Here is a 15,996-nt window from a genome sequence, read left to right on the forward strand (position 1 = left end):
GCGCCCTCTGCGGCATGCGGTCAGGCCGCATTTATTCGAGCACCAGCACTATGGATCAGGCCGAACTGCGCCGTTTGGAAGCACGCTGTATTCAGGAAGAGCCGCCCCAATGCCGCGCCGCGTGCCCCCTGCATGTGGATGCACGCGCCGTATGCGGCAACATCGCCGCAGGCAAGGTGGACGCCGCATGGGCCGCCCTCTGCCGCACCATGCCCCTGCCGGGCGTTCTTGCCCGCACATGCAGCGCCCCCTGCCGCGCCGCCTGTTTGCGCGCCCCCCTTGGCGGCGGCATCGAAATGGGCGCGCTAGAACGCTTCTGCGCCGAAAATGCGCGCAAGTCGCCGCCGCTTCGGCCCATGCCAGCGCGCGGTGTGCGCGTCGGCATCCTTGGGGCCACGCTCCCCGGCCTTGCCGCCGCGTGGGACCTTGGGCGCAAGGGCTTTACGGTGGTCATCCACTGCCAGTCCCCGGACGACATGCTCTCCGCGCATCCACACCTGCCGCAGATTGACCCGGACATCCTCCACCGCGAAATCGCCACCCTCGCCAAGATGGGCGTGACTTTCCACAAGGGCGCGCAGCCAACGCCGGACACCGTGGCCGCCATCTCCGGCGATGTGGACTTTATTTTTGCAGACCCGCTGGTGTGCCCGGCGGACTGTCTGGGCATCCCCGCGCCGGACCCGGCGACCCTGACAACGGCCACGCCGGGCCTGTTTGCGGCCACGCGCCCGGATGAAAACGGCGCGCCGCTCTCCGCCGCCGCCCTCGCCGCCATTGGGCGCACGGCCGCCCTCAGCATTGAGCGCACCGCGCAAAAGGCCTCCATCAGCGAAGGCCGCGACCGCGAAGCCCCGTATACCTCGCCCCTGTACACCAACACCGAGGGCGTCGCGCCAGCGCCCGCCGTCCCCGTCCCGGCCAAAGGCTACAGCGCGGACGCCGCCACGCAGGAGGCCCGCCGCTGCCTGCAATGCGAGTGTATGGAATGCGTCAAAAACTGCGCCTACCTGCGCGAGTTCGGCAGCTATCCCAAAGTCTACGCGCGGCAGGTCTACAACAACGCCTCCATCGTCATGGGCACGCGGCAGGCCAACACCCTCATCAACTCCTGCATGCTCTGCGGCCTGTGTACCGAACTGTGCCCCGAAGACTTCTCCATGACGGACCTGTGTCTGGACGCCCGGCGCGACATGGTCCAGCGCGACAAAATGCCGCCCTCGGCCCACGAATTCGCCCTGCGGGACATGGACTTTGCGGGCAGCGAATCCTGCGCCCTTACCGCGCACCAGCCCGGCACGCAGACCAGCGCGTTTCTGTATTTTCCGGGCTGTCAGCTCACCGCGTCCATGCCGGATGCCGTCCGCCAGTCCTACCGGCTCTTGCAGGACACGCTGGACGGCGGCGTGGGCCTTATGCTGCGCTGTTGCGGCGCGCCCGCCGAATGGGGCGGACGCCCGGAGCGCTTTGCCGAGGTCATCGCCACCATCCGCAGGCAGTGGGAGGAACTGGGGCAACCGGTCATCATCACCGCCTGCCCCACCTGCACCGCCATGCTCACAGCCGCCCTCGACGGCGCGGACATCCGCTCCCTGTGGGACGTGCTGGCAGAGCGCCCAGACGCCCTCCCCGCACCTGCGCGGGGCACCTTCGCCCTGCACGACCCCTGCACCGCGCGGCACAACAGCGCCATGCAAGAAAGCGTGCGGCAACTTCTGGAGCGCCTTGGCGTGACCGTAACCCAGCCGAAACTCTCGGGCCTGCTGACGGAATGCTGCGGGTTTGGCGGCCTGCTGGCCGATGCCAACGCCCCGCTGGCCGCCACCGTCGCGGCGGAGCGCGCCCAGCGCCTTGACGGCGACGCCGTCACCTACTGCGCCATGTGCCGCGACCTGCTGGCCAAGGCAGGAAAGCGCTGCCTGCACGTCTTTGACCTTCTCCTCCCCGGCGGGGACGACGACCCGGCGGCGCGCCCTGCGCCCACCCACTCCACGCGCCGCGAAAACCGCGTCCGCCTGCGCGAATCCCTCCTCCGCGAGCTGTGGGACACCGACGCCGCGCCCCGCCCTGCCCACGAGTCCGTTGCCGTCCGCTTCACGGAAGAGGCCGCACAGCGCATGGAAGAGCGGCGCATCCTGCTCTCCGACGTGCAAAAAACGCTGTTTGCCGCGCACGCCTCGGGCAAGGGCCTGCGCAATACCACAAACGGACGCCTGCTGGCCGCGCACCGCCCTGCCGTGGTGACCTATTGGGTGGAATACGAAATGGATGGCGACACCGCCGTGGTCCACAATCTGTGGAGCCACCGCATGCGCATCGCCGGAGGCACACTGTGAGTACATTAAAGATACTGGACGACGACTTTTCCAACTGGGAGTGCATCCACTGCGGCGCGCACCTCACGCCCAGCCCCGTGGAGCTTGTGTATCTGGACAGCCGGTTCAATGTGGAACTGCCGGCCTGCCCGGACTGCGGCTTTGTGCTCATTCCCGAAAACATCGCCCTCGGCAAAATGGCCGAAGTAGAGCGACTGCTGGAGGACAAGTGACGCAAACCGCTGCCCGCCCCCTCTGGGAACAGCCCATTTTGCGGCGCGTTGCCGGAGAGACCCTCCGCCCCGGCGGGCTTGCCCTTACCGACACAGCCGTACGCCTTGCCGCAGTGCCCCGCGGGGCGCGCGTCCTCGACATTGGCTGCGGCCTCGGCGCGACAGTACGCCACCTGCGTGACGTCCACGGCCTGCGCGCCACCGGATGCGACCTCTCCTTCCGGCAACTGCGCAGCGGCGCACACCCCGCCTCCGCTGCCGGCGGAGGCGCCCCTGCCCTTGTCTGCGCCGACGCCATGCACCTGCCCTACCGCCACGGCAGGTTTGACGCGGTCTTCTGCGAATGCGTTCTTTCCCTCATGCCGGACCCGGAAACCGTGCTCCGCCAAATAGCCCATATTCTCAGGCCCGGTGGTCACCTCATCATCGCGGACCTTGTGCAGCGGCGGCGCGCCCCATCCTGCCCGGGCGCCCGCCCGTCCGCGAGCACCACAACGCATCACACAGCCCCGGACGCCGCGCCGCAGTGTACGGACACAGACGCCGCGCCCTCCTGCGCCACCAACGCTCTGGACCCCGCAGCCCTACGCGCCAGCCTCACACACCTCGGCTACGCCATCACGCAGGAGCAAGACCGCTCCCGCCAGTTGGCGGAATTGGCGGCGCGGCTCATCTTTGCCGGGCTTCCGGCGCAGGCGCTGCCCGGTGGCGGCTGTGGCGCGCCCGGATACATGCTTTTCATCGCGACATCGCCAACATCATGCGGAGACATGCCATGCTGACCGATACTTCCCTGCACATCATGACCTTGACCGGGCAGGGCTACTGCTGCGCCCAAATCATGGTCAAACTGTGTCTCGACACCATGCAGCGCGATAACCCCGACCTGCTTCGCGCCGTTAGCGGCCTGTGCGTCGGGGGCGGAGACTGCGCCGGGACCTGCGGCATCCTCACCGGCGGCGCATGCGCCCTGTCCCTGTACGCAGGCAAGGGCGAAGACACCGAAACCCCGGACGACAAACAGCCCCTGCTGCTGGAGACCTTCCGGGACTGGTTTGCCGCCCGCGCGGTAGAGCGCTTTGGCGGCATCACCTGCGGCGACATTGCGGGCACGGACTGTCCCACGCCCTCGCCGGACCGCTGCGGAACCCTGCTTGCCGAGGCCGCGGACGAAGTGCTGCGCATCCTTGCCGACAACGGCATCGACCCCACCCTCAGCCGGGATGACGCCGATGCCTCGTGAATTTGACCTCACCGCCGCGACGGCCAGCGTCTGCCCCGTGTGCCTGCGCCGCATCCCGGCGCGCAACGTCACGCAGGACGGCGAAACGCGCCTTGTCAAAACCTGTCCGGAGCACGGGGAGTTTTCCACACCGGTCTGGCGCGGCACGCCTGCGTTCAAGGCGTGGTCGCGCCCCAAAACGCCATCCTGTCCGCCCGTCACCGCCACCGACGCCGCCAAGGGCTGCCCCTTTGACTGCGGCCTGTGCCCGGACCACAACCAGCACACCTGCACCACCCTTGTCGAAGTCACGTGGCGCTGCGACCTTGGCTGCGAATTTTGCTTTGCCTCAGCCGGCGGTCCCACACGGCCGGACCCGACCCTTGCCGAGTTGGACACTCTCCTTGCCACGGTGCACAGCGCCGCCCCAACCTGCAATCTGCAACTCTCCGGCGGCGAACCAGCCGTACGCGACGACCTGCCGGAAATTGCCGCCCTCGCCAAACGCCGCGGCTTCGGCTTTATCCAAATCAACACCAATGGCCTGCGCATAGCTCGGCATCCGGAGTTCGCCCACCGACTGGCTAACGCCGGCGTAGATTCCGCCTTTTTGCAATTCGACGGCACCCGGGACGATATTTTCCGCACCATCCGGGGCCGCGCGCTGGTGGAAACCAAGCTCCGCGCCATAGACAACCTTGTCGGCGCGGGCATTGGCGTTGTGCTGGTGCCCACGGTGGTCCCCGGCGTCAATGACGATAACCTCGGCGAAATTCTGCACTTGGCGGCCTCGCTCTCGCCGGGCGTGCGTGGCGTGCACTTTCAGCCCGTCAGCTACTTTGGGCGTTACCCGCAACACCCCGCGGACAGCATGCGCATCACCCTGCCGGAAATCATGGCCGGGCTGGAGGCGCAAACCAGCGGCGCTGTGAAGGTGGACGATTTTCTCCCCCCCGGCTGCGAACATGCGCGGTGCTCCTTCCACGGCAACTACCTTGTCATGGAGGACGGCAGCCTCAAACGCTTGTCTGCCGGGCGCGAGGCCTGCTGCTGTACGCCACAGCCCGCCGCCGAAGGTGCGGAAAACTCCCGCGCCTTCGTCAAACGTCAGTGGGCCGCGCCGGAGGCCGCAGCCGCCGACCAGCCCGACGCACCGCAGGACGACCTCGACGCCTTTATCCAGCGCGCCAAAACGCATATTCTGGCGGTTTCGGGCATGGCCTTTCAGGACGCGTGGACCCTTGACCTTGAGCGCCTGCGCGGATGCTGCATTCATGTCGCCGCACCGGACGGGCGCCTTGTGCCCTTCTGCGCCTACAACCTGACGGCCGATGACGGCGCCACCCTCTACCGGGAGACAACCGATGCCACTCCGGCCTCTTGACCGCTGGGTCAACCAGCGTCTCGGGCGGCCAGCAGATGGACCGCCGCCCTCCCCGGATGAGCTTCGCCGCTGGCAGATGGAGCGTCTGCGCCGCACTCTTGCCCATGCTAGGGAGCACAGCCCCTTCTACCGCCGCCAGCTTGCGCATATCGCCCCGGAATCGCTGCGCGCCCCCGGGCACATGGAGCGCGTCCCCCGGCTGGAACCGCACATCCTGCGCGAAAGGCCGCAGGACCTGCTGTGTTCCTCGCAGGACGACGTCGCGCGCGCCGTCACGCTCTCCAGTTCCGGGTCCAGCGGTCCCCCAAAGCGGCTGTTCTTCACGGCGGGAGATTTGGAGCGCACCACAGACTTTTTCCGGCACGGCATGGCGCAGTTCATTGCGCCCGGCGACAGTGTGCTGGCCATTCTTCCGGCGTCACGCCCGGGCGGCGTCAGCCATATTCTTGCGGACGCTGTCACGCGGTGCGGCGGGGCCGTGCATACCGCCGCCGACCCTACGGACATTCCAGACCTCTGCCGCACAGTGCTGGACGCCAAGGTCCGGTGCCTTGTCGGGCCGCCGGTGCATGTGCTGGCTCTTGGTCGGCTTCTTCGCGCGTGGAAAACGGATTCCCCCGTACGCGCCGCCCTGCTGTGCTGGGACACCGTGCACGACGCCGTGGCTTCAGCCATCACCGAAGCCCTCGGCTGCGTCACCTTCCGCCACTGGGGCATGACCGAAACCTGCCTTGGCGGCGGGGTGGACTGCCTGCTGGGCACCGGCATGCACCTGCGCGCCCCGGACCTCTTCTGCGAAGTGACGGACCCCGTCACAGGCGCTCCCGTCCCGGACGGCGTGGACGGCGAGCTTGTGCTGACGACGCTCTCGCGCCGCGCCATGCCGCTTATCCGTTACCGCACCGGCGACGTCGCCCGCATCGCTCCGGGGGTCTGTCCCTGCGGCTCGCCGCTTCCGCGCCTAGAGGCCCTCTCAGGACGCCTGGGCGGCGGCATTCCCCTTCCGGGCAATGCCCGCCTCACCATGGGCGACATCGACCGCGTGGCCCTCGCCCAGCCCGGCGTCCTTGACGTTACGGCCACCTACGACCCGCCTTCGGCGACCCTTGCCGTTCATCTGTACACCACGGGGGAGCACGCCGTACCGCCGCGCTGCTCCACCCTCACCACGGCGCTCAGCGCCCTGCCCGCAATCAACACCGCCATGGACGCAGGCGGCATGCGCCTCTGCGCCAGTGTCGAAGCGTCGGATGGCACCATCGCTACAGCATTTGCAAAGCGGACCATCGCCTACCGCCATAAAGAGGTTGCACTCCCATGAAAAAACTCGTTCACAGCATCCGCCAGCAACTGGAATCCGGCCACGACCTTGTCCTCGCCACCATCGTGGACCACGACGGCTCAACGCCCCGCTCATCCGGCAGTAAGATGGCCATCCACCGCGACGGCTGCATTGACGGCAGCGTCGGCGGCGGCATTGTGGAAGCACTGGTCCAGCGCGCTGCCGCAGACCTGTTTACCGCTGGCGAGGGCGCGGCGTCCTTTCAGGACTTTGACCTCTCCAACGAACTCGCCGCCAATGCGGACATGATTTGCGGCGGGCACGTCCGCGTTATGCTGGAGCATCTGCCCGCCACCAGCTGGGCCAGCGCCGCCTATGCCACGCTGGACGACAGGCTCCGCCACGGCCAAAAAACCGTTCTGCTCACCCTGCTGCAGGATGGCCCCTCGCCCCGCGTCAGCAGCCGCGCCGTCCTCACGGCAAACCAGCCCGTCCCGGCATGGTCCGGCCTCCAGCCAGAAGACGCAAAATCCCTCTGCGCCACGGCCCTTTCTTCGGGCAAGCCCCTTATCCACACCATGGACGGCGCACGCCTTGTGGCCGAAAGCTTCTCCCCCATGCCCAGCCTGTTCATCTACGGCGCGGGGCACGTCTCCCGCCCCACGGCGCAGCTGGCGTCCATGGTGGACTTCCGCACCATCGTCCTTGACGACAGACCGGAATTCGCCAGCGACCTCCGCTTTCCCCACGCCGACGAACTCCGCATCCTGTCCGACTTCGACACCGCCCTCACCGGCGCAGATGTGGACGAGGACGCCTACATCGTCATCGTCACGCGCGGGCATATTCACGACAAAACCGTGCTGGCGCAGGCCCTGCGCACTCCGGCCCGCTACATCGGCATGATAGGCAGCACCCGCAAGCGAAACGCCATCTACGACGCCCTGCTGGCCGACGGCTTTACCCAGCAGGATATCGACCGCTGCCACTCGCCCATCGGCCTCAGCATTGGCGCGCAGACTCCCGAGGAGATCGCCGTCAGCATCGTTGCCGAACTCATCGCCATCCGCTCAGGAGCCTTAGCATGAAGCTCCACGGCATCGTCCTCGCGGCGGGACTCTCCTCGCGTATGGGGTGCCTCAAGGCGCTGCTGCCCCTTAGGGACGAGAGCGTGCTCTCGCGGTGCGTGCATACCCTCCTCGATGGCGGCGCCATGGACGTCACCGTCGTCACCGGCCACCGCAGTGAGGACGTCAGCGCCGAAGCCGCGCGCTGCGGCGCCCGCGCCGTGATGAATCCCGACTACAAACAAGGCATGTTCACCTCCATCCGCCAAGGCGTACAGGCCCTGCCCCGCGACGCGGAGGGCTTTTTCCTCTTGCCTGTGGACATCCCCCTTGTGCGCTCCACAACGGTCCGCTCGCTGATGCTCACGTTCCTCAAGCGCCAGCCCGCCATTATCTACCCGCGCTTCAATGGCGAACGCGGGCATCCGCCGCTCATCAACGCCAGCCTCATCCCGGCAATTCTTGGCGACGATGGGCACGACGGCATGCGTGGCGTCCTCGCCCGCTTTGAAAGCGACGCCTGCGACAAGGACATGCCCGACAGCCATATCCTTAATGATATGGACATCCCCACGGAGTACGAGCGCGCCAAGGACCTCCTGCGCCTGCACAACACGCCGCTTCCCGAGGAATGCCAGGCGCTGTGGGACCTCGCGGATACGCCCGAGGACACCCGCGCGCACTGCCGCTGTGTGGCCGATGCCGCCTGCATCCTTGCCGAGCGCCTCACCACCGTGAATCCCGCCCTGCGGCTGGACACCGCCATCATCCGCGCCGCTGGCCTGCTGCATGATGTCGCCAAGGGCAGCCGCAACCACGAGGCCACAGGCGGCAGCCTGCTTGCAGGCTACGGCTTTTCGGACATCGCCGACATCGTGGCATCGCACCGCGACACCGACATCACGCCCGACGCCCCCCTCAGCGAACGGGAAATGGTCTTTCTCGCAGACAAATACGTTCGGGGCACCCACATCGTGGCGCTAGAAGAGCGCTACGGTCAGCGCCTGCGCCAATGGATGCACGACCCAGACGCCGTCAAAGCCATCAAGGGCCGCCTTGACCGCGCCAAGGCCCTGCAAACCCGCTACGAAACCGAAGCCCGCACCCACCTGCCGGACCTGCTCGCGGACGCCATGAGTAAAGCACCGACATGCTGATTCGTCGCCGACACGGGCAGGCGCTCCATCTCCCCGCAAGGACCACGGCAGGCTGGAAGGCTTTTGAGATCTATGATGATGGTCACCTGCCGTACTTCAAGGCAAAGACACGGACGAGCCACCTCCGCTGTTGCGGAGCCCTTTGGCGAAGTGGCGGGAAAGAACGGCGCAAACCGGACAACAGCATGCTGACGCTCTCCCAGCGCGGGGCAGTGCGCGACGCACACACGGGAAGCACAGTGAGACTGCGTCATTGTGGCCGCGCCCTGCTGGCACCTTCGGCGCCACGGCCCACCGCGCCAAGGCCAATGCCACACCCCGCGCCCGCGGCATATGGAGCATCATCATGTTGATCCTCTGCCGCCATGGAGAAGCACAAAACGCTCGCGGACGCGCCATTGGACAAACGAATCTCCCGCTGTCTGAGGCCGGGAGACGTCAGGCGCAGTGGCTGGCGCAGCATGTCCCACAGGGGAGTATCGCCACCCTCGCGGCCAGCCCACTTCAGCGGACGCAGCACACGGCGCAGGCTGTGGCGGACGCATGCGGCCTGTCCATCACCACCATCCCCGAACTCGCCGAAATCAACCTCGGCACGTGGGATGGCCTTGCATTCGACGACATCCGCACCCGCTTTCCCGCAGACTACGCCGCGCGGGGGCGCAACATCGCAGGCTTCCGCCCCCCGCAGGGCGAGAGCTTCGAGGACCTCGCCGCCCGCTGCCTCCCCACCATCCTCCGCTTGGCAGAGGCCAAAGAAATCACCTTCGCCGTCACGCACGCCGGAGTCATCCGCGTCGCCCTGTGCACGGCCACAAGCCTGCCGCTGGAGCACCTCTTCACCTTCCGCCCCAAGCACACCCACTGCCACCTCCTCACCGCCGCACACTCTACACTCACCCTCACCGCCTCAAACCTCCCCCCAACAGCCCTCACCGCCACCACCTAACGCCACCGCCTCCCCCAACAAAACCCCTTCCCGAAACCACCCAAGTAGGCTAAAATCAAAAAAGTTCACCAAACACCAATTTTTCCCTTGACCCCCACAGGGTCATGCTTTATTTCCGTTCTCGCACTTAGCCAGCGTAGCTCAGTCGGTAGAGCAGCTGATTCGTAATCAGCAGGTCGTGTGTTCAATTCACATCGCTGGCTCCAGAGAATACAAGGCCCGACAAGGATTTATCCCTGTCGGGCCTTTTTTCGTACTAGGAAAGATTAGGCAATTTTAGGCCGAATTTTACGCACCGATGCGTAAAGTTTGCGTAAAGAGTTTACGCACAAACTTCCCCCTCCACCTCCGACACAAACCCAGCGCCACCGAGTCGATGTGCGACTTTGGTGGCGCTCCACGTTCCGGCTATGCCGTGGCGGAAGCCTCTCAGTTCCATTTTACACTCTGCCTGCAGGTCTGGCCTTCCGGGGAGTGTTAGGGTTACCGTTTGCTTGCCTTTCTGGAAGGCTTCCAGCTTGGCGCGGGCGGCCTTGGTTGCGGCCTTTCGGGAAGGGTAGGTGTGGCGTATGCGGAAGGCTGGTTCGCCTTCGCCCACGGTTTCGTCCACGTCCTGCGCGGCGTCCTTGTCGCGCCATGTCGCTATGACGCGGCGGTAGGCAGCGCGCTCGGTGATATCCACGCTCCAGTTGGTCACATCCTCAGGCGTTAGCGTGACGGTGTGCAGGGGCTTGCCGCTGGCGGTTTTGCCTTCGCCCTTCTTCACGAACACCAGCGCTCCGCCGTTGGCCTTGGCGACCATACCCATGTCGGCGGCGACGCGTGTAAGAAGATTCATGTCGCTTTCCCCGATTTGATCAAGGTGCCCCAGCGGCTCGCCCGCCACGTCTTCGGCAATGGCGGGGGCAAGGCCATGCTCCGCCGCTATGGTCCGCACCACGTCGCCCACAGTCCCCGGCGTCCATGAGCGCGTGCGCTGCGTCTGGAGCTGCGAATAGGTTCCGCTCTTCTCGAACGGTGCGCCGCTAGCCGTGATGGCCAATTGTCCCGGTGGGCCAGACAGGGTGAGGCCATCCACAACATACAGCCCCATATACCGCGCGCGATCGCCGTACCCCAGCCACACACGCAGTTCCGCGCCCGTGGCCGGAAGGCGGATGTGTGGCGCTGTATCGGCAAGGGTGATGCTCAGCGCGTCGGACTGCATCCCGGCTTCGTCTGTGATGGAGAGCGACGCCAACCGCTCGCGGATCGCGCTGGTGATGTCGCTCCCGTTCGCCACCACGCGGAAGGCGGGCGCGTAGAGTTTGCGGTCTAATCCCACAGGCTCACCCCTTCATCAGGCTCCGGCGCGGGCAACTCCGGCAGGACGATCACCACGCCCGCATCCAGCACAGGGCCGAAATCAGCAAGGCCGGGATTCGCCTCTAGCACCGATTCCACCACGCCCGCCGTACGCCCGTAATGGCGCTGGCAAATGGCGTCCACCATGTCACCATCCTTGGTGCGATACCGCATCGGCCTCTCCGTAATATTTGAGCTTCAACGTAAATTCGATCTTACGCGGCACGCCGTCGGCAAAGGCGGTGCCCCGTGTTTCGTCCACGTTCAGCACAACCCACCTGCCATGGATACGGCCAAGGCCATCAACCAAGAGCAGCGGCTTGCCCTGCCCCGCCTCGCGCCGCATGTCCTCCACTTGCGACAGTCCGCCCCGGAAATGTGGATACACCACGCCGGACAGGCTGATGGATTCCTCACCCGGCCCAAGGAACTGAAGCGCCGCCTCGCGCCCGTGCCGCTCCTGCGCGGCCCAGCGGTACGCGGTGCTTCGCTGCACCTGATCATACGCGGCGGAATTCAGTCCGAAGGCATACCGCCCCAGCTTCATCATGATGTCCGACATATCGCCTACCAATCATACAGCGCCTGCCGCTTTGCGGTGCGCTGCATGCCGTTCAATTTCCGGATAACCGCCGACGCAAGGGCTTCCTCGTCCTGCCCCGGCGCGGCATTGATGGTGATGCCGCCGACCTCCATAGCCACGCCCGCACCGCCCGCCTTGGGCAGGGACTCCGGCACGTTCAACGCGGCGCGCGTACCACTGGCCGCGCTCTTCTCCTTCTCAGCCAGCATGCTGCCCACTTTGCCGCCCAACGCCTCGCCGCCAAAGCCGCCAAGGATCCCCCCGATCAGGCCACCAACAGCCGTACCGACAACCGGCACCACAGAACCAATAGCGGCCCCGGCCAGCGCGCCCCCTGCGGAGCCGCCAAGGCTGCCAAGGTTCTTGCCCACGCCCTCCTTGTCGCCGGAGCGCACTGCGCTGTACAGGCCAGCGCCCGCCATCATCACGCCGAGGGGCTTGGCGAACTTTCCAAGGAGCCGTCCGCCGCCGCGCAGGAGCTTCCCCACGCGTCCAAGCTTGCCAAGTTTCCCCAGCCTGCCCAGCTTGCCCAAACGGCGCGAGCGCCGCCCCTTACCCTTGCTGCCCGAGCCGCCAAAATCATCGGAGCCATAACCGCCACCGCCGTTCACCACGCGCACGGGGATGGCTCCACCGCGCCCGCCGCCCTTGCCGCTGGCCGCGCGGCCAAGCTTGCCCATCGCGCCCACGGTGCCGACAATGCCACGGCCAAGGCGCGCCATTCCCATCGCCGCCTTAGCGCCCACAAACGCTACGCCGCCAATGGCCGCCGTCAGCGTCCCCCACGCGGCCACACGTCCGGCCATGCTCACGGCATCGCCCACGCCAAACAACCCGTCGCGCAAGTCCTGCACCCACGCCGCCATCCGGATGCCTATACCGTTCACCAACGGCGCAAGCGCGCCGCCGATCAGCCCCGCGAACTCGCCCGCTGTACTGCCGACCACCGTACTCAGCCGTCCAAAGGCGCGGTTGTACTGCTCCGCCCCGGCGCGGCCCTCGTCGGAAAGCTGGTTCAACGCCTGCTGCTGGGCAAGCAGCGTCTCTACGCTTTCCTCACGGGTGCGCAGATAGCCAAAGAACTTATTCGCCTCGCCGCCCATCAGGATATCAGCGGCGCTCACGGCCTGCGCGTGGTCGTCCACACCCTTAATGGCTTCGGCAAGACGCAGGAACTGCTCCTCCGGCGCAAGGTTCTGCAAATCCTCAAAGCCGAGGCCAAGGATTTGCAGGGACTCCTTAACAGGAGTGATTTCCTCAAGCCCAGCGGATTCGCCGAGCTTGTTGTTCATCTCCTCCATAAGGTCGCCGACGTGGTCGGCCTCGAACCCGGCTTCCTTGGCAATGCCGCCCCACGCGGCGAAGGTGTCGGCGCTAACGTTGAGGGACTTGGCAAGCGCAGTCTGCTTGGCCGTGAGCTGGTTCGTCATGGTCATGGCCGCGCCAGCGACGCCGATGGTCCCGCCAACCACAGCGGTATAGCGGGCCGTGGTCCCAATCATGCTCTTGAGACGGGCGGCGCGCTCCTGCACGTCCTGCATCCGCTTGTACTTCGTTTGCAGGCGGTCCATTTCGCGGCCAAGGCGGTTCGTTTCCTGCGCCGCCGCGCTGGTGTCCACGCCCACGGCTTCAAGCTGCTTCTCCAGCCCCTTCAACTTCTCGCGCTGGGACTGATAGGCGCGGCCAGCCTTGCGCGCGGCTTTCTCGGCGCGCTCCACCTGCTGCCGTGCCCGCTTGGTCGGCTTTTTGGAGCGCTCATACTCACGACGGAGGCGGGCCGCCTCCCGTTTCAATGTCCGGTACTCGCGGCCCGCCTCGCGCACCCCTTGCGGGTTGAACTTTTGCAGCTTGTCCTGCTGCTCCTTCACGCTACGAATGGACTCCCCAATGCCGGAGAAGTCGCCCTTCACGGCCTTGGTCGTCGTGCGGAAGGAATCGGATACCGCCGCGCCAATCTCGACCACGGCGGACATTTTCTTGCGCATCAGCTCGCGTTCTCCTGCGGTAGTTCAGCTATCCAATCAAGCATGTCCTCCACGGCCATGCCCGTCAGCTCCGCGCACGACCACCCCGTGTAGCGCGCAAGAAGCAGCACGCACCGCCGCGCCTCTCGCGGCGTTAGGACAAAAAATCACGGTACACCTCCTGAAGCTTGGTGTAGTCCTTGAGGTCCATCCCTTCGAGCACCTCGGGCGACACCTCGCACAGGTTGGCGAACAGACGAAGCTCCTGCTCCACGTCGGTCCCGGCGCTCTGGACGGCGATCTGGTCGCGCACTTTGGGGCGACGCATGTTCAACGTCTCCAGCTTCTGGCCCTTGTATTGAACCGGGTACTCAAGCGTAATCCGTTCCACTGTGTCCTCCTTTAGATGCCGCAGGCGTCGCGCAGTTCTTTGAGTTGATCGGTACCGCCGATGACGCGCTTCATGTTCAGGGCGTCGATTTCGTGCAGCGTTTTGCCGCCCTGTTCGCGTTTGAAATAGGTCAGCGCCACAGTCACGGACAGCGAGGCCGCTTCGCCAGGTTTCCACGCGCCGTCCTCGATCTTGGTCACGGTGCCGCGCATCTTCACCACCACGGGCGTCACCACCCCGTCGAGGCTTTGCAGACCGCCGCGCGCCGTAAGCTGAATGCCGTTGTTCTGAATGACGCCAAAGCTGCCGAGGATATGCTCGCACTGCTTGGACAGCGTGAACGTGGCCTCCATTTTTTCCATGCCCATATCAATGGCGATGGACGTATCCATACCGCCCGCGCGGAAGTCCTCGGTCACGAGACTCAGCGCCGGGAGCTGGAGTTCCTTGCATTCGCCAACGTAGCCGCGTCCGTCCACGAACAGGGCAAAGTTTTTCAGGATGTTCTCTGCGGGCATTACTTGAAGACCTCCTCGATGTAGTCATTGACCAAGTGGCTGCGGAACGTGACGTGCTCCGCCGGGTACGGGGGCGTGAAGTCAAAGTCGAAATAGACCTTGCCCTGCTGGACTTGGTCGGGCGTATTCAGTTCCGGGTCCGCCCAGCACTCGCCGCCAAGGATCGCGCCCACGGCTTCGAGGTGACGCAGGTAGGCGTTCACGCCTTCCACCACGTCGTCCACGTAAGTTTTGGTGATGTTCCGGTCCACGGCCCACAGGTGCGCGGCAAGGATGGACTCGTTGATCATGTCCGCCGTGCGGCGCACGGACAGGAAGGACCACTTCGGGTCGGTGCAGCCAGTGCGGTTGCCCCACAGGCGGTAGCCGCCTTCGTTGATGATGGTGGCGACGTTCTTCTCATTCAGCATGTTGGCGCGGCAGTTGACGTCACCCAGGGTGAAGTCCACAGGGCGCGCGGTGCCGGAAATGCCCATCACCTGCTGGTTGGAGGGCGACCACCAAAAGCCCCGGTCGTTGTCGGAACGGGCAATCATGCCGGCCACACGCGCGGATGCAGGCTCGGCAACGTATTCGCCGTCGCGGTAGACCTTCACCCACGGGTCCACCATGAACACGCGGGCGGTGCCAAAGTCGCCCATGGCGGCGATGGCGTCGGTGTCGTTGGTGTTCGGGCCATCCACGATGACCACAGCGCGCAAACGCTCGGCAATGCCTTCCAGTTCGGCGGCGACGGGATTTTTGAGGAAGGTGCCGGGATTGTCCGCATCCTCGGCGCGCTGATGCGTAAAGCCGGGAGCCAGCAGAACGCGCGGGGTAAAGCCAAGGACAGACGCGCTGGCGCGCAGGGCCTGCACGCCCATGTACTGCCCGGATGTCTCATCCACGCCGCCGACAACGTTGGTCATGGTCGCGGTATCATCCGCGCCCTCATCCACACGCACCACGACAACCATGGCCCCGGACTGATCCAGAATGCCGTCCAGCGCGGCAGGCAGCGTACCCGCGCCATCGCCCACGGTATCCAGCTTGGCGGCCTCGCGGCGGTTGCCCGCAACAAGGACCGGAGTGTTCAGAGGAAAGGCGCTGGCGTCGGCGTCCGGAGCCGTGCCCACAATGCCGATGACGGAGCTTTTCACGGTACGAATGGGGCGCGGACCACCATCAATCTCGACGACTTCCACGCCATGCAGAAACTGTTCAGGCATTGCTTAGACCTCACTGGTTGCAGGTTCAGAGGCGGACGCACCAGAGGCGCCTGCGCCCCCAGCTAAAGATGGCTCGGCAGGCGCTTGCGGCCAAATGATGTCACGGGGAAAACCTACTTGATCCGGCACAGCCTCCAGCGCATTGGCGTAGGCATCCCACGCCGCAAGCTGCGCATCGATGCCCGCCGTGTCGCCCGAGGCGGCCACGACAACGCGCCGCTTGCGCAAGAGCTGCATCACGGCGGGGTCGTACTCCTCGCGCATGAGACGGTCCCGCTCGGCGCGGGCCTGTGTGGCGAGCAGTTCAGACTTTTTGGTTTGGTCAATTTTAATCAAACGCATTCGATTTCCCTCCAAATCCGTCGGTCAGGTCGGCGGC

17 protein-coding genes and 1 tRNA gene are annotated in these 15,996 nt (G+C 65.7%); 10 read left to right on the top strand and 8 right to left on the bottom strand.

Going from position 1 to position 15,996, the window contains the following annotated elements; translation table 11 throughout:
• Positions 1-50: 50 nt before the first annotated feature.
• From ACYQ2T_RS16505 to ACYQ2T_RS16550, 10 genes are all read left to right on the top strand, one after another.
• Positions 51-2,336 carry a pyridine nucleotide-disulfide oxidoreductase/dicluster-binding protein gene (locus ACYQ2T_RS16505; RefSeq protein WP_459901966.1) on the top strand — a complete coding sequence of 762 codons (2,286 nt, stop codon included), beginning with the start codon at positions 51-53 and terminating at the stop codon, positions 2,334-2,336.
• Positions 2,333-2,548, top strand: coding sequence for a DVU_1557 family redox protein (locus ACYQ2T_RS16510; RefSeq protein ID WP_459901967.1), 216 nt, complete (start codon positions 2,333-2,335; stop codon positions 2,546-2,548). The genes ACYQ2T_RS16505 and ACYQ2T_RS16510 overlap by 4 nt, the downstream gene beginning before the upstream one ends.
• Positions 2,545-3,330 carry a DVU_1556 family methyltransferase gene (gene trsM / locus ACYQ2T_RS16515; RefSeq protein WP_459901968.1) on the top strand — a complete coding sequence of 262 codons (786 nt, stop codon included), beginning with the start codon at positions 2,545-2,547 and terminating at the stop codon, positions 3,328-3,330. The genes ACYQ2T_RS16510 and trsM overlap by 4 nt, the downstream gene beginning before the upstream one ends.
• Complete coding sequence (locus ACYQ2T_RS16520) at positions 3,324-3,791, top strand: DVU_1555 family C-GCAxxG-C-C protein (RefSeq protein ID WP_459901969.1); 468 nt, start codon at positions 3,324-3,326, stop codon at positions 3,789-3,791. Before trsM ends, ACYQ2T_RS16520 begins: the two co-directional genes overlap by 7 nt.
• Positions 3,772-5,154, top strand: coding sequence for a radical SAM (seleno)protein TrsS (trsS, locus tag ACYQ2T_RS16525; RefSeq protein ID WP_459901970.1), 1,383 nt, complete (start codon positions 3,772-3,774; stop codon positions 5,152-5,154). The genes ACYQ2T_RS16520 and trsS overlap by 20 nt, the downstream gene beginning before the upstream one ends.
• Entirely contained in the window at positions 5,135-6,475 is a 1,341-nt protein-coding gene (locus tag ACYQ2T_RS16530; protein WP_459901971.1) for a DVU_1553 family AMP-dependent CoA ligase, read from the top strand. The genes trsS and ACYQ2T_RS16530 overlap by 20 nt, the downstream gene beginning before the upstream one ends.
• The gene (locus ACYQ2T_RS16535; protein WP_459901972.1) at positions 6,472-7,524 is read left to right on the top strand and encodes an XdhC family aldehyde oxidoreductase maturation factor; all 1,053 of its coding nucleotides are present in this window, start codon (positions 6,472-6,474) and stop codon (positions 7,522-7,524) included. The genes ACYQ2T_RS16530 and ACYQ2T_RS16535 overlap by 4 nt, the downstream gene beginning before the upstream one ends.
• Positions 7,521-8,660, top strand: coding sequence for a DVU_1551 family NTP transferase (locus tag ACYQ2T_RS16540; protein WP_459901973.1), 1,140 nt, complete (start codon positions 7,521-7,523; stop codon positions 8,658-8,660). The genes ACYQ2T_RS16535 and ACYQ2T_RS16540 overlap by 4 nt, the downstream gene beginning before the upstream one ends.
• Before the next feature lie 346 nt (positions 8,661-9,006).
• Positions 9,007-9,609 carry a histidine phosphatase family protein gene (locus ACYQ2T_RS16545; RefSeq protein WP_459901974.1) on the top strand — a complete coding sequence of 201 codons (603 nt, stop codon included), beginning with the start codon at positions 9,007-9,009 and terminating at the stop codon, positions 9,607-9,609.
• 130 nt (positions 9,610-9,739) lie between these two features.
• A tRNA-Thr gene (locus tag ACYQ2T_RS16550) sits at positions 9,740-9,815 on the top strand.
• A gap of 116 nt (positions 9,816-9,931) precedes the next feature.
• Here the strand turns inward: ACYQ2T_RS16550 and ACYQ2T_RS16555 are convergent.
• The 8 genes from ACYQ2T_RS16555 to ACYQ2T_RS16590 all read right to left on the bottom strand — a co-directional run bounded on the left by ACYQ2T_RS16555 (position 9,932) and on the right by ACYQ2T_RS16590 (position 15,959).
• A complete protein-coding gene (locus tag ACYQ2T_RS16555) occupies positions 9,932-10,933 on the bottom strand; it encodes a phage late control D family protein (RefSeq protein ID WP_459901975.1) in 1,002 nt (333 codons plus the stop codon).
• Positions 10,924-11,127, bottom strand: a complete 204-nt coding sequence (locus ACYQ2T_RS16560; RefSeq protein ID WP_459901976.1) for a tail protein X — start codon at positions 11,125-11,127, stop codon at positions 10,924-10,926. The genes ACYQ2T_RS16555 and ACYQ2T_RS16560 overlap by 10 nt, the downstream gene beginning before the upstream one ends.
• Positions 11,102-11,515 (bottom strand): phage tail protein, encoded by a 414-nt coding sequence (locus ACYQ2T_RS16565; protein ID WP_459901977.1) that lies wholly within the window; start codon positions 11,513-11,515, stop codon positions 11,102-11,104. Before ACYQ2T_RS16565 ends, ACYQ2T_RS16560 begins: the two co-directional genes overlap by 26 nt.
• 5 nt (positions 11,516-11,520) lie before the next feature.
• Positions 11,521-13,521, bottom strand: coding sequence for a coiled-coil domain-containing protein (locus ACYQ2T_RS16570; RefSeq protein WP_459901978.1), 2,001 nt, complete (start codon positions 13,519-13,521; stop codon positions 11,521-11,523).
• Positions 13,522-13,654: 133 nt separating this feature from the next.
• Positions 13,655-13,891, bottom strand: a complete 237-nt coding sequence (locus tag ACYQ2T_RS16575) for a phage tail assembly protein (RefSeq protein ID WP_459901979.1) — start codon at positions 13,889-13,891, stop codon at positions 13,655-13,657.
• Positions 13,892-13,902: 11 nt separating this feature from the next.
• On the bottom strand, positions 13,903-14,409 hold the full coding sequence (locus tag ACYQ2T_RS16580) for a phage major tail tube protein (RefSeq protein WP_459900064.1): 507 nt from the start codon (positions 14,407-14,409) through the stop codon (positions 13,903-13,905).
• The gene (locus ACYQ2T_RS16585; protein ID WP_459901980.1) at positions 14,409-15,617 is read right to left on the bottom strand and encodes a phage tail sheath C-terminal domain-containing protein; all 1,209 of its coding nucleotides are present in this window, start codon (positions 15,615-15,617) and stop codon (positions 14,409-14,411) included. The genes ACYQ2T_RS16580 and ACYQ2T_RS16585 overlap by 1 nt, the downstream gene beginning before the upstream one ends.
• A 3-nt stretch (positions 15,618-15,620) precedes the next feature.
• On the bottom strand, positions 15,621-15,959 hold the full coding sequence (locus ACYQ2T_RS16590) for a phage tail assembly chaperone (RefSeq protein WP_459901981.1): 339 nt from the start codon (positions 15,957-15,959) through the stop codon (positions 15,621-15,623).
• Positions 15,960-15,996: the final 37 nt, after the last annotated feature.

Source organism: Desulfobaculum senezii (assembly GCF_054657395.1).

What these genes read in the sequence shown, in the direction of transcription:
- ACYQ2T_RS16565 (WP_459901977.1), bottom strand. Translation starts at nt 11,515, where the DNA reads ATGTCGGACATCATGATGAAGCTGGGGCGGTATGCCTTCGGACTGAAT.
- ACYQ2T_RS16590 (WP_459901981.1), bottom strand. Translation starts at nt 15,959, where the DNA reads ATGCGTTTGATTAAAATTGACCAAACCAAAAAGTCTGAACTGCTCGCC.
- ACYQ2T_RS16540 (WP_459901973.1), top strand. Translation starts at nt 7,521, where the DNA reads ATGAAGCTCCACGGCATCGTCCTCGCGGCGGGACTCTCCTCGCGTATG.
- ACYQ2T_RS16545 (WP_459901974.1), top strand. Translation starts at nt 9,007, where the DNA reads ATGTTGATCCTCTGCCGCCATGGAGAAGCACAAAACGCTCGCGGACGC.
- ACYQ2T_RS16505 (WP_459901966.1), top strand. Translation starts at nt 51, where the DNA reads ATGGATCAGGCCGAACTGCGCCGTTTGGAAGCACGCTGTATTCAGGAA.
- trsS (WP_459901970.1), top strand. Translation starts at nt 3,772, where the DNA reads ATGACGCCGATGCCTCGTGAATTTGACCTCACCGCCGCGACGGCCAGC.
- ACYQ2T_RS16580 (WP_459900064.1), bottom strand. Translation starts at nt 14,409, where the DNA reads ATGCCCGCAGAGAACATCCTGAAAAACTTTGCCCTGTTCGTGGACGGA.
- ACYQ2T_RS16570 (WP_459901978.1), bottom strand. Translation starts at nt 13,521, where the DNA reads ATGCGCAAGAAAATGTCCGCCGTGGTCGAGATTGGCGCGGCGGTATCC.
- ACYQ2T_RS16560 (WP_459901976.1), bottom strand. Translation starts at nt 11,127, where the DNA reads ATGCGGTATCGCACCAAGGATGGTGACATGGTGGACGCCATTTGCCAG.
- ACYQ2T_RS16520 (WP_459901969.1), top strand. Translation starts at nt 3,324, where the DNA reads ATGCTGACCGATACTTCCCTGCACATCATGACCTTGACCGGGCAGGGC.
- ACYQ2T_RS16585 (WP_459901980.1), bottom strand. Translation starts at nt 15,617, where the DNA reads ATGCCTGAACAGTTTCTGCATGGCGTGGAAGTCGTCGAGATTGATGGT.
- ACYQ2T_RS16535 (WP_459901972.1), top strand. Translation starts at nt 6,472, where the DNA reads ATGAAAAAACTCGTTCACAGCATCCGCCAGCAACTGGAATCCGGCCAC.
- ACYQ2T_RS16530 (WP_459901971.1), top strand. Translation starts at nt 5,135, where the DNA reads ATGCCACTCCGGCCTCTTGACCGCTGGGTCAACCAGCGTCTCGGGCGG.